Annotated in this window: 15 protein-coding genes and 2 pseudogenes; 9 read left to right on the top strand and 8 right to left on the bottom strand. The window is 64.6% G+C overall.

Annotated features, from left to right (window positions below):
* Positions 1-166 precede the first annotated feature (166 nt).
* On the top strand, positions 167-784 hold the full coding sequence (locus G7007_RS13500; RefSeq protein ID WP_181102451.1) for a GAD-like domain-containing protein: 618 nt from the start codon (positions 167-169) through the stop codon (positions 782-784).
* A gap of 215 nt (positions 785-999) precedes the next feature.
* Complete coding sequence (locus G7007_RS13505) at positions 1,000-1,494, top strand: GNAT family N-acetyltransferase (protein ID WP_181102453.1); 495 nt, start codon at positions 1,000-1,002, stop codon at positions 1,492-1,494.
* Positions 1,495-1,501: 7 nt separating this feature from the next.
* On the opposite strand, the gene G7007_RS13510 is transcribed toward G7007_RS13505, so the two are convergent.
* The 4 genes from G7007_RS13510 to G7007_RS13525 form a co-directional block, all read right to left on the bottom strand.
* Positions 1,502-2,074: a plasmid pRiA4b ORF-3 family protein gene (locus G7007_RS13510; RefSeq protein WP_181102454.1), complete on the bottom strand. Its 573-nt coding sequence runs from the start codon at positions 2,072-2,074 to the stop codon at positions 1,502-1,504.
* Positions 2,075-2,437: 363 nt separating this feature from the next.
* Positions 2,438-3,043: a bifunctional phosphoserine phosphatase/homoserine phosphotransferase ThrH gene (thrH, locus tag G7007_RS13515; RefSeq protein WP_181102456.1), complete on the bottom strand. Its 606-nt coding sequence runs from the start codon at positions 3,041-3,043 to the stop codon at positions 2,438-2,440.
* Positions 3,043-3,660, bottom strand: coding sequence for a LysE family translocator (locus tag G7007_RS13520; protein ID WP_181102458.1), 618 nt, complete (start codon positions 3,658-3,660; stop codon positions 3,043-3,045). Before G7007_RS13520 ends, thrH begins: the two co-directional genes overlap by 1 nt.
* A 44-nt stretch (positions 3,661-3,704) precedes the next feature.
* Positions 3,705-4,484 (bottom strand): 2OG-Fe dioxygenase family protein, encoded by a 780-nt coding sequence (locus G7007_RS13525; protein ID WP_181102460.1) that lies wholly within the window; start codon positions 4,482-4,484, stop codon positions 3,705-3,707.
* Positions 4,485-4,594: 110 nt separating this feature from the next.
* Here G7007_RS13525 and G7007_RS13530 point away from each other — a divergent pair, with 110 nt between their 5' ends.
* On the top strand, positions 4,595-5,479 hold the full coding sequence (locus G7007_RS13530) for a LysR substrate-binding domain-containing protein (protein WP_181102462.1): 885 nt from the start codon (positions 4,595-4,597) through the stop codon (positions 5,477-5,479).
* Positions 5,480-5,777: 298 nt separating this feature from the next.
* On the opposite strand, the pseudogene G7007_RS22005 reads toward G7007_RS13530, so the two are convergent.
* Positions 5,778-5,888, bottom strand: a pseudogene (locus tag G7007_RS22005) (PIN domain-containing protein); the annotation flags it as partial.
* Positions 5,885-6,058, bottom strand: a pseudogene (locus G7007_RS13535) (excisionase family DNA-binding protein); the annotation flags it as partial. The pseudogenes G7007_RS22005 and G7007_RS13535, both read right to left, overlap by 4 nt.
* A 509-nt stretch (positions 6,059-6,567) precedes the next feature.
* On the opposite strand from G7007_RS13535, the gene G7007_RS13540 reads away from it, so the two are divergent.
* Complete coding sequence (locus G7007_RS13540) at positions 6,568-7,023, top strand: RcnB family protein (RefSeq protein WP_181102464.1); 456 nt, start codon at positions 6,568-6,570, stop codon at positions 7,021-7,023.
* A 117-nt stretch (positions 7,024-7,140) separates the two neighbouring features.
* Here the strand turns inward: G7007_RS13540 and nirD are convergent, their stop codons facing one another.
* Together nirD and nirB are read right to left on the bottom strand one after the other, a co-directional pair.
* A complete protein-coding gene (gene nirD / locus G7007_RS13545) occupies positions 7,141-7,524 on the bottom strand; it encodes a nitrite reductase small subunit NirD (RefSeq protein ID WP_181102466.1) in 384 nt (127 codons plus the stop codon).
* A complete protein-coding gene (gene nirB / locus G7007_RS13550; RefSeq protein WP_181102467.1) occupies positions 7,524-10,076 on the bottom strand; it encodes a nitrite reductase large subunit NirB in 2,553 nt (850 codons plus the stop codon). Before nirB ends, nirD begins: the two co-directional genes overlap by 1 nt.
* A gap of 583 nt (positions 10,077-10,659) precedes the next feature.
* Here nirB and G7007_RS13555 point away from each other — a divergent pair.
* The 5 genes from G7007_RS13555 to G7007_RS13575 all read left to right on the top strand — a co-directional run bounded on the left by G7007_RS13555 (position 10,660) and on the right by G7007_RS13575 (position 20,208).
* Complete coding sequence (locus tag G7007_RS13555; RefSeq protein ID WP_181102469.1) at positions 10,660-14,835, top strand: bifunctional nitrate reductase/sulfite reductase flavoprotein subunit alpha; 4,176 nt, start codon at positions 10,660-10,662, stop codon at positions 14,833-14,835.
* A gap of 106 nt (positions 14,836-14,941) precedes the next feature.
* Complete coding sequence (locus G7007_RS13560) at positions 14,942-16,159, top strand: CmpA/NrtA family ABC transporter substrate-binding protein (RefSeq protein WP_375139495.1); 1,218 nt, start codon at positions 14,942-14,944, stop codon at positions 16,157-16,159.
* Complete coding sequence (locus G7007_RS13565; protein WP_181102471.1) at positions 16,160-16,735, top strand: ANTAR domain-containing response regulator; 576 nt, start codon at positions 16,160-16,162, stop codon at positions 16,733-16,735. It abuts the gene before it with no gap.
* Positions 16,736-17,319: 584 nt separating this feature from the next.
* Positions 17,320-18,531 carry a nitrate/nitrite transporter gene (locus G7007_RS13570; protein ID WP_181102472.1) on the top strand — a complete coding sequence of 404 codons (1,212 nt, stop codon included), beginning with the start codon at positions 17,320-17,322 and terminating at the stop codon, positions 18,529-18,531.
* 9 nt (positions 18,532-18,540) lie between these two features.
* Positions 18,541-20,208, top strand: coding sequence for a bifunctional protein-serine/threonine kinase/phosphatase (locus tag G7007_RS13575; protein ID WP_181102474.1), 1,668 nt, complete (start codon positions 18,541-18,543; stop codon positions 20,206-20,208).
* The last annotated feature ends 46 nt before the right edge of the window (positions 20,209-20,254 follow it).

The following is a 20,254-nucleotide window of genomic DNA, read 5'->3' on the forward strand; positions in this document are numbered from 1 at the left end:
ATAGAGGTAAACCTTTTCGACTTTGGCGTCGGGACGCATCATGGTGTGCGGGCTCCAGAAGGAAATCGGGAGCACAGCATCGGTGATCAGCTGAACGTTTTGAATGTGGGGTTCATGGAGCGCTTACACCTTTTCCACACCCCCTAAACCCTCAAGGACTGACACTATGACCACCACACTCAACCACTGCCTCGCCCACTTCGGTGAGCCCTTCGACCGGCAAGCCGTTCCCGCCTCGCGGTTAGAAGACTACAAGGACAAGCTGCCTGGCCTGTTGTTGGACCATTGGCGTGATTACGGCTGGTGCGGCTATGGCGACGGTCTGTTCTGGCTGGTTGATCCGCAGGCGTACGCAGGCGTCGTGGAGTCTTGGTTAGAGGGCCACCCCCTGTCCCACCTCGATACGTACCACACGTTTGCACGCAGCGCGTTCGGGGACCTTTACCTCTGGGGCGAAGAGAGCGGACTGCATCTGACCATCGACAGCTGTTCGTCGACGTTCATGGTTCACAACATGGACATTCCCCGAGACGAATGGAGCCGCGAACTGCAACGCTTCCTGCACTCCGTGACGCCCGAGGAAAACGATTTCAACGGCCTGTTCGACAGCGCGAAGGCGCAATTCGGCACGCTGCGCAGCGATGAGATGTACGGCTTCTGCCCGGCCATCCTGCTCGGCGGGGCGGCCAAGCTCAAGTACCTGGAGAAAACCCAGGCCATCGAACACCTGACCCTGCTGTCGCAGTTGGGCGAGCTGACGCTCGACGACTGTTTAGAAGAATGACACGGCCTCAGCAGGCAGGTGCGTGAATACGCGAAATGGGATGCTCCATCACGCGGCGTCCTGCCCCCACAGACCGGCGCCCAACTTGGCCGCATGCAGCCCTTATGGAATCGATCAAAGTGATAACCGTGTCACAGATCAATACCTGCGATCTTCTGCACCGTACCCTGGCCGAGCATGATGCGTAACTGAACATCCGCACGGTACGGAAACACATGAACATCAGGAAGATTCACGCCAGCGACCTCGCGGGTTTCCATGCGCTGTTCGCCGAGGTGAGTGGCGAGGGGCTGTTCTCAGTCTCGACCCAGGCGCCGCCGATCCAGGCCATCGAGCGCGCCCTGGTCGCCGTGGAGCAGCACGACTGGCCCGTCTACGTGGCCGTTCAGAACGGGCAGATCGTCGGTTCGGCCGAGGCCTTCCCGGACAGCTTCTGTCGCCCCCAGAGCGACCCGCAGATGGGTCTGCTGGGCATGCAGGTCAAGCGCGAGTTTCGCCGACACGGCCATGGTGCGGCGCTGCTCGAAGCCGTCATGAACCATGCGCGCCACATCGGCTTCACCGGTATCGAACTGACGGTGCTCAAGTCCAACCAGGCCGCCTTGGCGCTTTACCACAAGGTCGAATTCGCCTGGGTGCAGGACCTGAACACCTGCGTGCTGCCAGGCGGTGTACAGGACCAAGTGCAGCGCATGCGCCTGGCCTTCTAGGCAGTCATCACACCTCGAGCCCTTTCAGCCAGAAGTTCGTGTCGCGTTGTGAAAAATCCTGTGGGTCGAACCCGTACGGGAAGTACTCCCTGAACAGGCCATGCTCCGGGTGCTGAGGGTCACCAAGCGCTTCGAGCATCATCTCGTACCCACCCAGGCCACCGATGTCCTCTGGTGGGCAGGCGTTTCCCCCCGCAATGCAGGTAGGCAAGTTGCGGTATTTGCTGCGCGGGACCACCTCCTCCACCGTCACCACATGGTCCCAGCTGTCGCCGAGGTCGTAGAGGTAGCGGAAGGTGGTTTCCGTGCCCAGTGTCTTGACCAGCGAGCGCCGCGCCTGGGACTTGATCGTGCTCTCGCCGTCCGGGTCAGGAACGCCGTACCAGACGCCATTGATCAGGTATTGGTGCAGGTGAGCGTTTTCCCAGCCCATGGCGACCTGGATGACGAGGTGCAGGCGAGCCAACGTGATGGTCTGCGGCACGATCACGCGACGCCAGATCAGCGGATCACTGTCCGCCAGGGCAATGTGGAGTTGGTAGAGGCCTGGTTTTGCAGGGGTGCGGGTCGAAGTGGTCATGGTGAGGCTCGTGAGTGGAGGCTTCCTGGGGTACGACGCAAGAACGCATACGCATGAGCAATCCAGCCGCCCTGTACGATCTGCTGGTCACGGATGTACGTTCGAGGGGGCCGGGTGCGGCTGGACAGCCACGCACGTTGGCGATCCATGCACGAACTCTACCGCTTGTCTCGCTCTGGTCATAGCCATATGCAAGAAGCGCGTTGCCAGCGCGCCAAGCCCACATGCATCATCAGCAAGGACGGGGCCATGGTCCAGCGCTTGGCTTGGCTGACCCTTTCTCGAGCTGTGACTAGTGCGATGCTTCAGATTACTAGGGAGGCCGTCTTGCTTGTCATGCGTCGTGCCGAACAGCGCCAAGGCTCATATCACCGCATTCAAAATCTCTCCAAGACTTCGGACTGCCCGCACATCCGGCACGGCCTCCAACGTCGCCTGGGATGGGTTGATCAAGAACCCTTGGCTGGCTTGCCGAAGCATTGCCACGTCATTGAAGGCATCGCCCACTGCCACCACGTGCAGCCCCTTGGCCAAAGCATGTTCCACATGCGTCTCTTTGCCTCTGCGAGGGAAGTAGTCGCAGCCAGAAATGAACCCCTCACAGTCCGTCAGCAAGCGATGGCACGCGATGGCAGGGTTACCCAATGACCGAAGCATGGGCGCCGCCAGTTCCCGGAAGCAATCGGAGATCAGGATGACCTCATACCCCTTGGCCGCAAGCGTGCGCAAGAACGCTGCCGAGTCGGGGAACGGCTGGACCGTCTCGACGAGGTGTTGCACAGCACTCAACGCAAGACCATGCTCGCGCAGCAACGCGATGCGTTGGCACATCAGGGCGTTGTAGTCCAACACCTCTCGCGTGGTTGTCGCCAATGCCCGTATGCCCGTCAATGCCGCAACCCTCGGCCAGAGTTCAGGAATCAGCACCCCTTCCAGATCGATACAGGCCAGCTTGCCTGAGTTTGACATCAGCGACCAACGCCTGGCAGTACCAGCATGACCCCTAACCCGATCAACGCAGAGCCGATCATCTTGTCGATGACGCCTTGCCTGGCAAGCAGGCGCTGTCGTAGAGCTTCGGTCGAAAAGAACAGTGCAACCAGGCTAAACCAGATCCAATGGGCCGCCGACATGAATAGTCCATACGCCACATTGGCGCTCGATGACGGTGTGTTCTGGACGACCTGGCTGTAAGTAGCGACGACGAACAACATGGTCTTGGGGTTCAACGCATTGGTGAAAAACCCCAGGCCGAACGATTGACCTGCCGAAGGGCATGGCCCTTTCGACCTATCCAGTTTCAACGATGACTGGCTCATGAGTGACTTCCAGCCCAGATACATCAGGTAACCTGCTCCCAGCAGCTTCATGCCCATGAACAAGGCCGGTGAATGGGTAATGAGCAGCGCCACGCCGAAGACGGTGTAGCACACGTGCACCTGCACGCCGCAGCCGATGCCGAAGGCCGCCAGCAACCCATTGCGCCGTCCGTAGGTGTAGCTGGTACGTGTAACCATCGCGAAGTCCGGACCAGGGCTGATCACGGCCAGGAGTGTGATGGTCGCCACGGCGATCAATTCGTTCATGGATGATTCCCTCGCGGTACGTGTTCAGCCCGCCGTGTGTCTGTTCAGCGCTTCTTGAACGTGACCACCAAGACATCCCGGAACGCAGGCTGTTCGGGGTCGAGTTGCAAGATCGGCGTTACGCCATGCATGACGTGTTCATCGTTGACGATGGCGGCTTCCATTTCGCTGGCGAGCAGATGCTGGCGCAAAAGCCGTCCATTGTGATCGTAGAGACGAGTCTCACCATTGATCACGTTGACTCGGTTCACCATCATCATGAAGATGAAGTTGACCCCATCCCGATGCACGCCTTCCGGGGTGGGTGATACCTCGCGTTGCGAAGCGTAAATTCGAAATTGATGGACTTCGACGTGCCAGGCGAAGAAAGGCGCCATTCGACCAAATAGTGTGCAGCAAAGCTCAAGTGTGGCTATCAGCAGCTTGTTTTGGAGCATCTGTGATTCAACCGGAGCAAACTCCCGACTAACGCCTCCATTGAGACGGTTGTACTCCAGACGCTGATAGTGAGGTTGATGAGGCTCTTGCCGTGCGGAGGTTTGGCCCGGTGCAACGCTATAGGTCGCATGACGACGAAACCGATAGGTGCCCCCATCACGCATGAAGGCGTCCTGTTCCAACCGATCCCAACTGCGCTGAAAGGCAGCCCAACTGGCGATAGCGTTTGGATCGATCGCGCTGAGCAGTCCCATCACTTGGCGAGAGGGCAGGAACGCACAATCATTACGGGCGATGTTTTCGCACAGATACTGCAGACTGTGCTGACTTGAAAAGTAGACATGGTCGAGCGTGTCTTGGGAAATGACGCGGTCCCTCGTTTTCATCGATATCCTCCTGATTCACCATTGAGTCGCGATCCAGCCAGAGCATGGTCGCTTGTGGCGCTCAAGAAAATCGATTTATATACGCTGATTTGTGTGAGGATTCATCGCCTATGAAGCTGCCTGCCCTCACGGCCTTCCACTTTTTTACCGTGGCCGCACGCACCCAGAATTTCGTCCAGGCCGCTCGACTTCTCCATGTGACTCACGGCGCGGTCAGTCGCCAGGTCAGGCAGTTGGAGGACACCCTCGGATTCGACCTGTTCGAACGGCGCAACCGCGCTGTGTTTCTGAACGATGCAGGAAGACAGCTGTATAGCCTCACAGGCCCATTCTTCGAGCAATTGGAAAAAACGGTGTGTGCGCTACAACGCGAATCCCGAGAAGAGACACTGGTGGTCTCCTGCGAGCCTACGATCGCGATGAAATGGCTCATCCCACGCTTGCCTGACTTTCAGGCGGCCTACCCTCACCTACAAGTACAATTGCTTACGGCAGGCGGACCTATCGATTTCCGTCGCTCGGGTGCGGACGTGGCAATCAGACGAGATGACTTTTACCGTGATGCTTCAGTCCACGCGGAAACAATCTGCGAAGAGTGGGTAGGCCCTGTGTGCCTCCCGTCATACTGGCAGAATGCATGTCAACTGGATGGCTTGGCGTTGCTGCATAGCAAAACGCGACCGCAAGCGTGGGAGAGCTGGATGCGCGCGCAAGGCATTTCTATACCCGACTCGACGAGGCTGAATTACGAACATTTCTATCTGTGTATCCAGGCCGCTGCTTCAGGACTAGGCGTTAGCCTGTCTTCGGCCCTGATGGTTCAGGATGAGCTCAAGTCCGGCCAACTGATCGCGCCCTTCGGGTTCAGCCGCGACGGGTCAAGGTACTGCTTGTTGTCGCCCAAACCGTTCAGGGAAGATGGTAAGTGCGGGGCGTTTCTGGAGTGGGTGACTGGGCAGATGCGCCTGAGTGTCGAGGGACTGGAGCGGACTTGAGCTGCAACCGTCGGCGCTAGCGCTGCATGGGTCTATTCAGCTCGGGCATAGCCGAAGGGCCCACAAAATCCTCTGATTTATCTACTTTAAAATCGAAACATAATTTATTTTCCACGAAAGATGGCTTGTCTGCGATACAGCCGTTACCCCATGCTGACAAGCTACGCACCCAGAGACGGATACTTTCCTCGGCTGACGAAGCCCCACGTCGACCTCCCGTCGCGACTGCGCCCACCCTCCCCTAACGTTTCGTCACCCGCTGTTCATCACCAGGCGCTCGCCCCATCTCCCGCAAGAACCAACGCGCGCGATAGACGCCCGTCAGAGCAAGGGGCATCAGCAGATCACGTAAAGGGGCCGGATACAGTACACAGGCCTCGTAGACGACGGTGAAGGGTGAGCGCTTCATTGATACCCCATGTCGAATGCTTGGGCTTGCGCAGCCAATTCTTCCATGGTGGTCTGGCTCGCCTTGTGGCGACTCGTTTTGTAAGCCATGAGGTCGGTGAACTTTATGCGGTGGTGGCTACCGGTTTTTGTGTGCGGAATCTGACCCTCGTCCAACAGTTTGACCAGATGAATCGCTGGCAGGTCTATTCAACACGGCGTCGAGCACGGAAGGCACAGTCCATCTGAGTGATGGGAAAGGAGAGGCGTGGGGCGATGATAGGCTTGCTGGTTTCCAGTGCCCACCGGCAATGGCGCCCTTCTCGACGAGAGGCGGTGCATGACCACACCTCATCGCCGGCAAGCCGGCTCCCACACCCGTCATCACACCGCAGAGGGTGCAGACTGACACGGTATGGTAGGGCGCACTTGGCCGCGATAGCGTCCTGCCCAATCATCGCCTGCATCGTCGGCAAGCCGACTTCCAAAGGACTGCATCGGCCTGTCGGATCCGCAATGCAGTTCAAGCTGTACGACCTCTGCCAGGGCACCGGCCTGGCTTTACCCAACCTTTACCTCAGATTGCCGACACCTGACACACCGCCATGGTCTGATCTACCGAGCCCGCCCTCGCGTCTCGCCTGCCCACAGGCAAGTCACCGACCCCAAGCGGCGCATTTGAATTCTGAAAGGTAGATCCGATGAAAAAGCACCTGACCCTGCTGTACACGACGCTGATGCTCGGCATGCCACTGGCGAGCTTCGCGCAACCGGGTGGTGGACCGGACGCGGGTCCGGGCGGGCCGCAACAGGGCCGCGCCCAACAGCCTGGGCATGCGTCACAGGCTCCTCACGGTCAGCCCAGCCCCGCACAGCGACAGCCCGACCACGCCGGTCGTACAGGCAACGGTGGCCATCCCGCTTACCGCGATGCCCATTTCCGCCCCCAGGCCGACATGCCGATCCCACACCAGCAGTGGCAGCGTGGGCATGTCGTGGAGCCTCGATACCGCGATGATCGTTACTGGGTCACCGACTGGCGCACTCGCCAGCTCTCGGCGCCGCCACCTGACCATCGCTGGTTGCGGATCAATGGCGACTACGTACTGGTGGCCATCGCGACCGGGGTGATCACGACCATCCTGACGGGCTACTGAGCCGCCCCGCGTCACGTGCCGAGGCCCTTGTCCGCCGCTCAGCCCTTGTCGATCGACCAGGAAGGTGCTCGGCGTGGAAAAACCGGGACGGCTTGGCAGCCGGCCCCTCCGTGCCCTTCACAGCCCAGCCACTGCGGCCTCGACCTCCACGTCATCGCCCCGCAGCCGCGCAGGCCAGACCCGCAGGCGTTCCGAGGGCATTTCCAGGCACGCCCCGTCTTCCAGGCCGAAATGCTGTTTGTACAACGGCGCGGCGACCACCAGCTTGCCCGACAGACTGCCGATCAAGCCGCGACCGATGACGTTGGCCCCCGACCGCGGATCGCGGTTTTCCAGAGCGAACACCCGCCCCTCGCCCTGTTCCTCAGGCAGGTAGAACAAGGCGACCTGGCTGCCGTCCAGCAAGGCGACCACACCCGAATGGGCGACCAGGTCATTGCGCCCGCACACCCTGTTCCAGCGGCTACCGGTATCGACCCGTACTGCGTTCGAACCACTCATCACACCACCTCCGCTGCATCGATCAGGTTCATGTCTTGCGCGCGCGCCGGGCGGCGCTGGCCGCGTTCCGTGACGAAGCGCACGTCCGGGTCCGCGCCAGCGGCATTGACGAAGGTGCGGAAGCGCTTGAGCTTTTCCGGGTCGTTCAGGGCATTGGCCCATTCGCACTCATAACGCTCGACCACCAGTTGCATCTGCGCCTCGAGTTCGGCCGCCAAGCCCAGGCTGTCGTCGATCACCACCGCCTTGAGGTAGTCCAGGCCGCCCTCCAGGCTCTCGCGCCATACCGAAGTGCGTTGCAGCTTGTCGGCGGTGCGGATGTACAGCATCAGGAAGCGGTCGATGTAGCGGATCAGGGTCTCGTCGTCCAGGTCGGTGGCGAACAGCTCGGCGTGGCGCGGGCGCATGCCGCCGTTACCGCTGACGTAGAGGTTCCAGCCCTTTTCGGTGGCGATCACGCCGACGTCCTTGCTCTGGGCCTCGGCGCATTCTCGGGTGCAGCCGGACACGGCAAACTTGAGCTTGTGCGGCGCACGCAGCCCCTTGTAGCGCTCTTCGATGCGCAGGGCCATCCGCACGCTGTCTTGCACGCCGTAACGGCACCAGGTGCTGCCGACGCAACTTTTCACCGTGCGCGTCGATTTGCCGTAGGCATGACCGGTTTCGAAGCCGGCCGCGATGAGTTCGGCCCAGATGTCCGGCAGCTCGTGCAACTGGGCGCCGAACAAGTCGATACGCTGGCCACCGGTGATCTTGGTGTAGAGGGCGTACTTCTTGGCGACCGCGCCGATGGCGATCAGCCCGTCGGGGGTGATTTCACCGCCGGGAATGCGCGGCACCACCGAATAGGTGCCGTTCTTCTGCATGTTGGCCATGAACGTGTCGTTGGTGTCCTGCAGCGGCACCAGCCATGGCTCCATGATCGGTCGGTTCCAGCACGAGGCCAGGATCGAGCCGACCACGGGCTTGCAGAGGTCGCAGCCCAAGTGACCCTTGCCATGGCGGGCCAGCAGTTCGTCGAAGGTCTCGATGCGTTCGACGCGCACCAGCGAATACAACTCCTGCCGGGTGTAGGCGAAGTGCTCGCACAGGCTTTTGTCGACCGTGACGCCACGGGCCGTCAACTCATGCTCGAACACTTGCTTGAGCAGCCCTGTGCACCCGCCGCAACCGCTGCCGGCCTTGGTCTGGCACTTGATGCCGGCAAGGTCCGTGCAGCCGCCGTCGATGGCGCTGCAGATCGCGCCCTTGCTGACGTTGTGGCACGAGCAAAGGGTGGCGGTGGCGGGCAGCGAGTCCACGCCCAGCGCGGGTGCCGCTTCGCCTTGGGGCACGATCAGCGACGCCGGGTCGGCCGGCAGTGCGATGCCGTTCTGGATGTATTGCAGCAGCGTGTCGTAATAGCGGTTGTCGCCCACCAGCACGGCGCCGATGGCCTGCTTGCCGTCGGCCGACACCACCAGGCGCCGGTAACTGGCCGTGGCTTCGTCGATGAACCGGTAGCTGCGCGAGCCAGCGCTGGCGCCCTGGGCATCGCCGATGGAGCCGACATCGACGCCCAGCAGCTTGAGCTTGGTGGACAGGTCGGCACCGGCGAACGACTCATGTTCAAGACCACACAGTTGCGCGGCCACGCTGCGGGCCATCCGGTAACCTGGCGCCACCAGGCCGAACACGCTGCCGTTCCAGGCGGCGCACTCGCCGATGGCCGAAATGTGCGGATCGCTGCTGCGGCAGTCGCTGTCGATGGCGATGCCGCCCCGGGCACCCAGCTCGAGGCCGCAGGCCTTGCCGAGGGCGTCCTGCGGGCGGATGCCGGCCGAGAACACCACCAGGTCGGTTTCAAGGGATTCGTCGTCGGCGAAATTCATGCGGTAACGGTAGTGCTCGCCTGGGGTGATCGACTGGGTGCTGCGCGACAGGTGCACGTGCACGCCCAGCGCTTCGATGCGCGCCTTGAGCGCCACACCGCCCGCCTCGTCCAGCTGCACCGGCATCAGGCGCGGGGCGAACTCCACCACGTGGGCTTCCAGGCCCAGGCTGCGCAGCGCGTTGGCCGCCTCCAGCCCGAGCAGGCCGCCACCGACCACCACACCGCGCCGGGCGTTGTTGGCGGCGGCGCGAATAGTGTCGAGGTCGGCCAGGGTGCGGTAGACCAGACGCGAATCGCCAGCCGCTCCTTCGATGGGGGGTACGAACGGATAGGAGCCGGTGGCCATGACCAGGTAGGCATAAGGCACACACCCCTGGGCGGTGATGACCTCCTGGCGCGCCCGGTCGATCTCCAGTACCGGCACGCCCAGGTGCAAGATCACGCCCGCCTGTTGGTAGAGCGCGGCATCGCCCAAGGCCAGGGACTCGGCATCGCGTCCGCCGAAGTACTCGGACAGGTGCACACGGTCGTAGGCGCGCAGCGGTTCTTCGCTGAACACGTGGATCCGGTAGCGGCTCAGGGCCCCGCCCTGCACCAACTGCTCGACGCAGTGATGGCCGACCATGCCGTTGCCGATTACCACGAGGTTGTGCAGATCACTCGCCAATTCGCTGTTCATGGGCCACCTTTCGAAGCCGATCCGGTTGTTTCGAAGCAAAAAAAACGCCTGGAACCAGAAGGTTCCAGGCGCCATTGCCTGTTCTCGCTGCCGGCCCGTGGGCCCGACGCAGTCATTGTTCCTTGGCCGCCAGGGCCGAACGATCGCCGTTGATCGTAAAAGGGATCCGCTGGCACTGCGCAGCGGTTGCCTAACCCCTATGCAGCGGTTGTGCCAAAACGTGCAAAGCGGCCTGTAAGGCTTGTGCCTGGGGCGGGCGCGGGATTTCGAAGCGTATCGGCTCCAGCGCCTGTCACGTTCCAAAACGGTGCACATGTGCCAGGGCTGCCCCAGCGCGATGCGCTGACCGTCCTCAGCACACGCCCCGCCCGTCAGAGCCTTGCTGCGCGAGAACGCAGTGGCGCGGCGTCTGTCCGCGCCTCGCTCCTGTGTTGGCCCAGCCATTGCTATGCCTAGGCAAACGCCGTCAACGACGATGGCTGTCCATCCAGGCAACACCTCACGACAAAGGCGCCGTGCAGCTTCCGTTGAAAAACGCTGAAGCCGCAGGGCGCCTTTGTCGTTTGCGCACGAGAGCACCGCCATGACCGACACCCTTCATGAATCCGGCAAGACCGTCCGCAGCGTATGCCCTTACTGTGGGGTGGGCTGCGGCATCGTCATGCAGGTGGAGCACGACCTGATCGTCAAGGTCTCGGGCGACAAGCAGCACCCGAGCAATGCCGGGCGCCTGTGCACCAAGGGCAGCACCTGCGCCCTGCCGGTGGCCGATGCCGGGCGCATGAAGCATGCCTTCGTGCGCGAGGAACGCAGCCGCGACCCGGTGCGCGTCGGCATCGACCAGGCCATCCAGGCCACGGCCAGCCGCCTGCGCGACATCATCGACGAGCACGGCGCCGATGCCGTCGCCCTGTACGTCAGCGGGCAGATGTCGCTGGAAGCGCAGTACCTGGCCAACAAGCTGACCAAGGGCTTCATCCGCAGCCGCCATATCGAATCCAACTCACGGCTGTGCATGGCCAGCGCCGGCAGCGGCTACAAACTGTCGCTCGGTGCCGACGGCCCGCCCGGCGCCTACGACGACATCGAGCACAGCGATGTATTCCTGGTGATCGGCGCGAACATGGCCGACTGTCACCCGGTGCTGTTCCTGCGCCTGCTGGACCGGCTCAAGGCCGGGGCCAGGCTGATCGTCGTCGATCCACGGCGCACCGCGACCGCGGACAAGGCCGACCTGTACCTGCAGATCACCCCCGGCACCGACCTGGCCTTGCTCAACGGACTGCTGCACCTGCTGGTGAAAGACGGCCTGACCGATCCGGCCTTCATCGCCGACTTCACCGAAGGCTGGGAGGTGATGGAAGACTTCCTGGAGGCCTACACCCCCGAGTACGTGGCGCAGGTCACGGGCCTGGCCGAGGCGGATATCCACACGACGGCGCGCTGGATCGGCGAAGCGGCCAACTGGATGAGCTGCTGGACCATGGGCCTGAACCAAAGCGTGCAAGGCACCTGGCACACCAACGCACTGTGCAACCTGCACCTGGCGACTGGCGCTATCTGCCGCACCGGCAGCGGCCCGTTCTCGTTGACCGGCCAGCCCAACGCCATGGGCGGTCGCGAGATGGGCTACATGGGGCCGGGCCTGCCGGGCCAGCGCTCGGCGCTGGTGGCCGAGGATCGCGCCTTCATCGAGCAGCTGTGGGGCATGGAAGCGGGCAGCCTGCGCGCCGACGGCGGCAACGGCACCGTGGACCTGTTCCAGGCCATGGCCGCGGGCCGCATCAAGGCCTGCTGGATCATCTGCACCAACCCGGTGGCCAGTGTGCCCAACCGTCAGCAGGTGATCGACGGGCTGCGCAAGGCCGAGCTGGTGATCACCCAGGAAGCCTTTCTGGACACCGAAACCAACCGCTACGCCGACATTCTGCTGCCCGGCGCGCTGTGGGCCGAAGCCGAAGGGGTGATGATCAACTCCGAGCGCAACCTGACCCTGACCCAGCAAGCCGTCCAGCCACCGGGGGAGGCCATGCCGGACTGGCAGATCATCGCCCGCGTCGCCTGTGCCATGGGCTATACGGACGCGTTCAGCTACACCGACGCCGCGCAGGTCTTCGAAGAGATCAAGCGTACGGCCAACCCCAAGACCGGCTACGACCTGCGCGGCGCCAGCCATGCGCGCCTGCGCGAGCAGCCGCTGCAATGGCCCTGCACGCCAGCGGATGCGGCAGTGCGCAATCCGATTCGCTACGTTCAGGCCGATCCCGCCCATGGGCGCCCGGCACTGGTGTTTCCCACACCCAGCGGCAAGGCGCAGTTCTTCGCCCGGCCGCACCTGCCGCCCGCCGAGCTGCCCGACGACGAATTCCCGCTGGTGCTCAACACCGGCCGCGTCCAGCACCAGTGGCACACCCTGACCAAGACCGGCAAGGTGCCGGCGCTGAACCGGCTCAACCCGGGGCCCTTCATCGAGGTCCACCCCACGGACGCCGAGCGGCTGGGCCTTGTGCCGGGCAAGCCGGTGCAGGTGCGCTCGCGACGGGGCATGGCGGTGCTGCCGGCGGTGGTCAGTGATCGGGTACGGCCAGGCAATTGCTTTGCGCCCTTTCACTGGAACGATGTGTTCGGCGACGGGCTGGCGGTCAATGCCGTGACCAGCGATGCGGTCGATCCGTTGTCGTTGCAGCCGGCGTTCAAGTACTGCGCGGTGGCGTTGCAGGCAGTGGCCGAGGCTGAAACGGGCACGGCAGCGTTCGCCGGGCAGGCGGTGGCAGCCGTCGCCGGGCGAAAAGCGACGTCCCGTGCGGGGCAGGAGGCAGCGTCTTTCGTCTTGCAGGACCCAGTTCCTCTGGCCGATGCGGCCGCGAAAGCGTTTACGCCGGCACAAGTCGACGGTGTCGCACGGCTGCTGAACCTGCACGAGGCTGCCCCGCTTGTGTTGAGCGCTGACGAGCAGGCGTACCTGCGTGGTTATCTGATCGGTCTGCGCAGCGTCGAAGGCCCACAGGCGGGCGTGCCGACGCTGCCCGAGCAGGCGCCCTTCGACGCGCAGCGGCGCCTGTTGCTCAACGGTGTGCTCGCCGGCGTGTTCTCCCGTGCGGACGGCCCCGGCACTGGCGCTCTCACCCAGACGCCGAGTGCCGAATGGCTGGTGCTCTGGGCCTCGCAGACGGGCAATGGCGAACACCTCGCCGCCCTGTGCGCCCAACGCCTGGGCAGCGCCGGCCAGCGCACCCGCGTGCAGGCCATGGACAGCGTCGAACTTGGGCAATTGCGCAGCGCTGCGGGCGTGGTGCTGGTCGCCAGCACCTTCGGCGATGGCGAGCCGCCGGACAACGCCGTCGACTTCTGGCACACGCTGTCGGATGCCGCGCCCGACAGCCTGCGCAGCAGCCGTTTCGGCGTGCTGGCGCTGGGCGACTCCAGCTACCGGCAGTTCTGCGGCTTCGGGCGCAGGCTCGACGAGCGCCTGGCGGCCCTGGGCGCGGACCGTATCCAGCCGCGCCTGGAGTGCGAGCCGGACTATGAAGCCCCCGCTGAAGGCTGGCTGGCCGAGCTGTGCGGCAAGCTGGACACCGGAACGCCCGCGGTGGCTATCACGGCCCAGTCGCCTTCCCCCGCGCAGGCCGATGCCGGTCGCAACCCCTACACCCGCGCCCAACCGCTGCACACCCGAGTGCTCAGCAATCGCCGGCTCAATGCCGACGGCGCCGAGAAGGAAACCCGTCATCTGTCGTTCGACCTGGCCGGCCATCATTTCCCCTACCGGGCGGGCGATGCGCTGGGCGTCTGGCCCATCAATTCACCCGAGCTGGTGGAAGACGTGCTGAGCACGCTTGGCCTGGACGGCAACACCCCGGTACAGCTCGACCTGCAGCCGCCCATGCCCTTGCGGGTCGCCTTGGGCGAGCACCTGGAAATCGCCCGCATCAGCCCGGACCTGCTGAACCGGGTGGCGGCCGAGCGCGGTAACGAGCGGCTGCGTGCGCTGCTCGAAGCAGATCAGCACGCTACCTTGCAGGCCTGGCTATGGGGCCGGCAGTTGCCCACCCTGCTCCGTGAATTCCCCCTGAAGCTGGACGCAGACCATTGGGTGCGCCTGCTCAAGCCGCTGCAACCACGGCTGTATTCGATCAGCTCCAGCCCGGCCCTCACGCCCGATGAGGTGCACCTGACCGTCGCCATCGTGCGCTACCAACACGAAGGCCAGGCGCGGGGCGGTGTGTGTTCGACCTTTCTGGCCGACCGCGCCAGCGAACAAGGCGTGCGCCTCTACCTGCAACCCTCCGCGCACTTCCATCCGCCGGCGAATCCCGATACACCGTTGATCATGATCGGGCCTGGCACCGGTATTGCACCGTTTCGAGCGTTCTTGCAGGAACGGCAGGCGCAGGGCGCCACTCGCAACTGGCTGTTCTTCGGCGAGCAGCGGGCGCGCACCGACTTCTACTACCGCGAGGAACTGCGTGAGTGGCAGCGCAACGGGGTGTTGCAGCGGCTGGAGACGGCGTTTTCCCGCGACCAGGACGAGAAGGTCTACGTGCAACACCGCCTGCTCGAGGCCGGCGCCGAGCTGTGGCAATGGCTGGAGCAAGGCGCCCAGGTGTGCGTGTGTGGCGATGCCGCGCGCATGGCCAAGGATGTCGACGCTGCACTCAAGGCGATCGTGCAGCGCCACGGCAAGATGAGCAGCGCTGCCGCCACGCTCTACGTCAGCGACATGAGCAAGACGCGCCGGTACCTGCGCGATGTGTACTGAAGACCGGTGGGACTGGCCGGGCCGAGGCGTCGGCCACCTGCATGGGCAATGATCAGGCATCGACCCGTCGGGCCTTTTTCCAGCGACACGGATCGGGAATCACGATGTGAGCGATAACAGTAAAGACCTTATCCCCTGCCGCTCCACGGCCTGGGTCGCCGGTAGCGACGCCCCGGAAAAGCGCGTGCTGAACATCGGCTTCATGCCGCTCAGCGATGCCGCCTCGGTGGTGGTCGCCGCCACCCAGGGCTTTGCCCAACCCTATGGGCTCACTCTCAACCTGCACCGGCAAACCTCCTGGGCCGGCGTCGCCGACAAGCTGTCGAGCGGCGAGCTGGATGCGGCGCACGCCTTGTACGGCATGGTCTACGCCCTGGAACTCGGCATCGGCGGCGCGCCGGCCACCGACATGGCCGTGCTGATGGGGCTGAACCAGAATGGCCAGAGCATCAACCTGTCCCAGGCGCTCAAGGAGGCCGGGATCACGCACCCCGCCGCGCTCAGGCAACACGCCGCGACGGCTGGCCAGACGCTCACGTTCGCCCACACCTTTCCCACCGGCAGCCACGCCCTGTGGCTGTACTACTGGCTCGCCAGCCAGGGCATTCACCCGCTGCACGACGTGAACAGCGTGGTGGTGCCACCGCCGCAGATGCTCGCGCACCTGCAGGCCGCCCGCATCGACGGCTTCTGCGCGGGCGAGCCGTGGAGCGCCCATGCCGTGGCGCTGGGCCAGGGCTGCACGGTCGCCACCAGCCAGTCGATCTGGCCCGACCATCCGGAAAAGGTGCTGGCCTGCACGCGGGCCTTCGTCGAGCAGTACCCCAACACCGCCCGCGCCCTGCTCAAGGCGGTGCTGGAAGCCAGCCGCTTCATCGAGGCCAGCCCGGAAAACCGCAGCAGCACCGCCCACCTCATGAGCGGCCACGAGTACCTGAACGTGCCGCTGGCCAGCCTCGAGCCACGCTTCATGGGCCTGTACGACGATGGCCTGGGCACGTCGTGGCAGGACGACCACCCACTGAGTTTCCACAACCGTGGCGCGGCGAACTTCCCTTACCTCTCCGACGGCATGTGGTTCATGACCCAGTTCCGCCGCTGGGGCCTGCTGCGCGACGATCCGGATTACCTGACCGTGGCCCGTCGGGTCCAACAGCTTGGCCTGTACCGCGAGGCCGCGAGCGACCTGGGCATCGCCGTACCCGCCAGTCCTCTGCGCCGTTCGCGATTGCTGGACGGCAGCGTCTGGGACGGCACGAACCCGGTCGCCTACGCCAGTGGCTTCGCCTTGCACGCCCGTCACGTTCGGTCACTGGAGGCCTAGATGCTGCGCATTCTGCTGATCAACGACACCTCCAGAACGGGCGGCCGCCTGCGCAGCGCATTGAGCGAAGCGGGCTTCGAGGTCATCGACGAATCGGGCCTGACCATCGACCTGCCCGCGCGGGTCGAAGCCGTGCGCCCGGACGTGGTGCTGATCGACACCGAATCGCCCAGCCGCGATGTGATGGAGCAGGTGGTCATCGTGACCCGCGACCAGCCCCGGCCCATCGTCATGTTCACCGACGAGCACGATCCGGGGGTGATGCGCCAGGCGATCAGGGCGGGCGTCAGCGCCTACATCGTCGAAGGCATCCACGCCCAGCGACTGCAGCCGATCCTGGACGTGGCCATGGCGCGCTTCGAGAGCGATCAGGTGCTGCGCTCGCAGCTCCACGCCCGCGACCAGCAACTGGCCGAACGCAAGCGCATCGAGCTGGCCAAGGGCATGCTGATGAAGATGAAAAGCTGCGGCGAGGAAGAGGCCTACACGCTGATGCGGCGCCAGGCCATGAGTCGGCAGCAGAAGCTGATTCAGGTGGCCGAGCAGATCATTGCCATGAACGAGTTGCTGACTTGATGGGGTGGGGCGTTCGGGCCATCCCTGAGCACACCGTCGCCCAGGGTGCACCGCAATGCAGCAGCGATGGCCTCATTCTGGGCACGCGCGATGCTCGGTTCGCCTGTACGGAGGCGGTCGCTTAGTGGTATCGCGGTCGGTCCGGTGCCTCGGCAGGGGCCGCCCATGTCCGCCGCAGTGGCACAGGCAATCTCGATCACCTGTGTGTGGCTTGCCCACGATGCAAGCGGTGACTGATTAGGCCCATCGTTGGCAAGCCAACGCCCACAGACACAATGGCTCAGCCCGCACACACAAGGTCCATGGCAGCCGATTTCACTCCAGCGTGGTCATGGATGAACGACGCTGGACATTGCCGACCATCGTGCGCCTCACCGCCTTTGGCACACAACCTGCTTTTACCTTCTCACAGGTAGCCAACGGCGGTTGCCCACCCCGACAAAGACGTCGCATGCCCATTCGCGAAAGCGGATCCGGCATGGCGACGTCTTTGCGTTTCTGGCCTCGCGCCACGAGGCGGTGGAGCAGCCGTGAGGGCTCGCCCACCTGCAAGCACACAACCCTTTTGCAGATGAGGTGCTGGAATGAACAACAGTTTCTGGAAAGCCGGGCACACCCCCACGCTATTCGCCGCGTTCCTGTACTTCGACCTGAGCTTCATGGTCTGGTACCTGCTCGGCCCCATGGCGGTGCAGATCGCCACCGACCTGCAATTGACCACCCAGCAACGCGGCTTCATGGTGGCCACGCCCATTCTGGCCGGGGCGATCCTGCGCTTCGTCATGGGCCTGCTGGCCGATCAGCTGTCGCCCAAGACGGCCGGCCTCATCGGCCAGGTGATCGTCATCGTCTCGTTGCTGGCGGCCTGGCAGCTCGGCATCCACAGCTACGGGCACGCCTTGCTGCTCGGCGTGTGCCTGGGCATGGCCGGGGCCTCGTTCGCCGTGGCGCTGCCGCTGGCTTCGCAGTGGTACCCCGCCGAGCACCAGGGCAAGGCCATGGGCATCGCTGGCGCCGGCAACTCCGGCACCGTGCTGGCCGCCCTGGCCGCGCCGGTACTGGCCGCCGCTTTCGGCTGGACCCAGGTGTTCGGCCTGGCGCTGATCCCGCTGGTGCTGACGCTGATCGTGTTCGCCCTGCTGGCGAAAAACGCCCCCAACCGCAGCAAGGCCAAATCCATGGCCGACTACGTCAAGGCCCTGGCCGACCGCGACAGCTGGTGGTTCATGTTCTTCTACAGCGTGACCTTCGGCGGCTTTATCGGCCTGGCCAGCGCCCTGCCCGGCTACTTCCACGACCAATACGACCTGAGCCCGGTGACCGCCGGCTACTACACCGCCGCCTGCGTGTTCGGCGGCAGCCTGATGCGCCCGCTGGGCGGCGCCCTGGCGGACCGGTTCGGCGGCATCCGTACGCTGCTCGGCATGTACGCCGTGGCGGCCGTGTGCATCGCGGCGGTGGGCATGCACCTGTCCAGCTCCATTGCCGCACTGGCTCTGTTCGTCAGCGCCATGCTCGGCCTGGGCGCCGGCAACGGCGCGGTGTTCCAGCTGGTGCCGCAACGCTTCAACCGCGAAATCGGCGTGATGACCGGCCTGATCGGCATGGCCGGCGGCATCGGCGGCTTCCTCCTGGCTGCGGGCCTGGGCGCCATCAAGCAGAGCACCGGCGACTATCAGCTGGGCCTGTGGCTGTTCGCCAGCCTTGGCGTGGTGGCCTGGTTCGGACTGTGCGCCGTCAAGCGCCGCTGGAGAACCACCTGGGGCTCGGCGGCCTTCACCGCCGCGCGGGTCTGAGCTGCCGCCATGCCCTTGCGCCTGAGCTACGCGCACAGCAGCGCCAGCGGGCCACGCGCCGAGAACCAGGACGCCACGCGCCTGGTCAGCCCGGCCGCGTCGCTCGCCGCCAGCAAGGGCTACCTGTTCGCCCTGGCCGACGGCGTCAGCCAGTGCGCCGACGGGGGGCTGGCCGCGCGCGCCACGGTGCAGGCCCTGGCCCACGATTACTACGCCACCCCGCAGACCTGGGGCGTGGCCCAGGCGCTGGACCGCCTGCTGCTCGCGCAGAACCGCTGGCTGCACGCCAACGGCGGCGACCAGCCCTTGCTGACCACCCTCAGCGCACTGGTGCTGCGTGGCCGGCGCTTTACCCTGGCGCACATTGGCGATTGCCGGGTGTACCGCTGGCACGATGGGCACCTGCAGCGCCTGAGCGAAGACCACGTCTGGCGCCAGCCGGGCATGCAGCACGTGCTCAAGCGTGCCATGGGTCTGGAGCAGCACCTGGTGGTGGACTACCGCGAAGGCGAACTGCGCGCAGGCGAAGGGTTCCTGCTGGTCAGCGACGGCGTCTGGGCGACCCTGGGCGAAGCGTCGATCGCCGGCGTGCTGCGCGACGAACCCGATTTGCAACAGGCCACCCAGACGCTGGTCACGGCCGCCCACCTGGCCGGCAGCCAGGACAACGCCAGCGCCGTGCTGGTGCGCATCGACGATATCGGCGAAGCCAGCCTGGGCGACGCCCTCGACCAGGTGCAGCAGTGGCCGCTGCCGCCAGCCTTGAAACCTGGCCAACGCTTCGAGGGCTGGCAGGTCGAAGCACTGCTGGGCCACACCCGGCAGTCCCTGCTGTACCGCGTCCGCGATGCCCAAGGGCAACCCTGGCTGCTGAAAACCCTGCCCCTGCACTGCGATGGCGACAGCGAGGCCGGCCAGCGCCTGCTCCAGGAAGAGTGGTTCCTGCGCCGCGTGGCCGGGCGCCATTTCCCCGAGGTGCATGCCGCCAGCGAGCGGCAGCACCTCTACTACCTGATGCGCGAGCACCCCGGCGTCACCCTGGCCGAGCACCACCGTCAGCACGGCACGCTGAGCCTGGCCCAAGGCCTGGACATCGCCCTGCGCCTGCTACGGGCGCTGGGCATGCTGCACCGGCGCAACATCCTGCACCGCGACATCACGCCCGATAACCTGCTGCTCGAGGACGACGGCGGCCTGCGCATCCTGGATTTCGGCCTGGCCTACTGCCCGGGCCTGTCCACCCACACCGCAGGCGAGCTGCCCGGCACGCCCAGCTACATCGCCCCGGAAGCCTACGCAGGTGCCGAGCCGAGCGTGGCCCAGGATCTCTACAGCGCCGGTGTGACCCTGTATGTCCTGCTGACCGGGCACTACCCCCATGGCGAGATCGAGGCCTTCCAGCGCCCACGCTTCGGTACCCCCGTGCCCGCCAGCCGCTACCGCCCCGACCTGCCCGAATGGCTGGTGCACATCCTCGATAAAGCGCTGGCCCTCGAGCCGGCTGAACGCTTCGAAACCGCCGAAGAATGGCAACTGGCGCTGCAACACGGGGAAGACCAACCCAGCCCACGTCCACGCCCCTTGCTGGAGCGCGCGCCCTTGAAGGTGTGGCGCACCCTGGCCCTGGGGTCGCTGCTGGCCAATGGGCTGCTGTTGATCTGGCTGCTGCACGCATGAACACCCCTAACCGCACACCGCACCCGACGGTCCGCTTCCCTGATGA

It is taken from the genome of Pseudomonas entomophila (assembly GCF_013523125.1).
Classification (GTDB): Bacteria; Pseudomonadota; Gammaproteobacteria; order Pseudomonadales; family Pseudomonadaceae; genus Aquipseudomonas; species Aquipseudomonas entomophila_B.

Coding starts and splice junctions, on each gene's coding strand:
- G7007_RS13500 (WP_181102451.1), top strand. CDS start 167: ATGACCACCACACTCAACCACTGCCTCGCCCACTTCGGTGAGCCCTTC.
- G7007_RS13505 (WP_181102453.1), top strand. CDS start 1,000: ATGAACATCAGGAAGATTCACGCCAGCGACCTCGCGGGTTTCCATGCG.
- G7007_RS13510 (WP_181102454.1), bottom strand. CDS start 2,074: ATGACCACTTCGACCCGCACCCCTGCAAAACCAGGCCTCTACCAACTC.
- thrH (WP_181102456.1), bottom strand. CDS start 3,043: ATGTCAAACTCAGGCAAGCTGGCCTGTATCGATCTGGAAGGGGTGCTG.
- G7007_RS13520 (WP_181102458.1), bottom strand. CDS start 3,660: ATGAACGAATTGATCGCCGTGGCGACCATCACACTCCTGGCCGTGATC.
- G7007_RS13525 (WP_181102460.1), bottom strand. CDS start 4,484: ATGAAAACGAGGGACCGCGTCATTTCCCAAGACACGCTCGACCATGTC.
- G7007_RS13530 (WP_181102462.1), top strand. CDS start 4,595: ATGAAGCTGCCTGCCCTCACGGCCTTCCACTTTTTTACCGTGGCCGCA.
- G7007_RS13540 (WP_181102464.1), top strand. CDS start 6,568: ATGAAAAAGCACCTGACCCTGCTGTACACGACGCTGATGCTCGGCATG.
- nirD (WP_181102466.1), bottom strand. CDS start 7,524: ATGAGTGGTTCGAACGCAGTACGGGTCGATACCGGTAGCCGCTGGAAC.
- nirB (WP_181102467.1), bottom strand. CDS start 10,076: ATGAACAGCGAATTGGCGAGTGATCTGCACAACCTCGTGGTAATCGGC.
- G7007_RS13555 (WP_181102469.1), top strand. CDS start 10,660: ATGACCGACACCCTTCATGAATCCGGCAAGACCGTCCGCAGCGTATGC.
- G7007_RS13565 (WP_181102471.1), top strand. CDS start 16,160: ATGCTGCGCATTCTGCTGATCAACGACACCTCCAGAACGGGCGGCCGC.
- G7007_RS13570 (WP_181102472.1), top strand. CDS start 17,320: ATGAACAACAGTTTCTGGAAAGCCGGGCACACCCCCACGCTATTCGCC.
- G7007_RS13575 (WP_181102474.1), top strand. CDS start 18,541: ATGCCCTTGCGCCTGAGCTACGCGCACAGCAGCGCCAGCGGGCCACGC.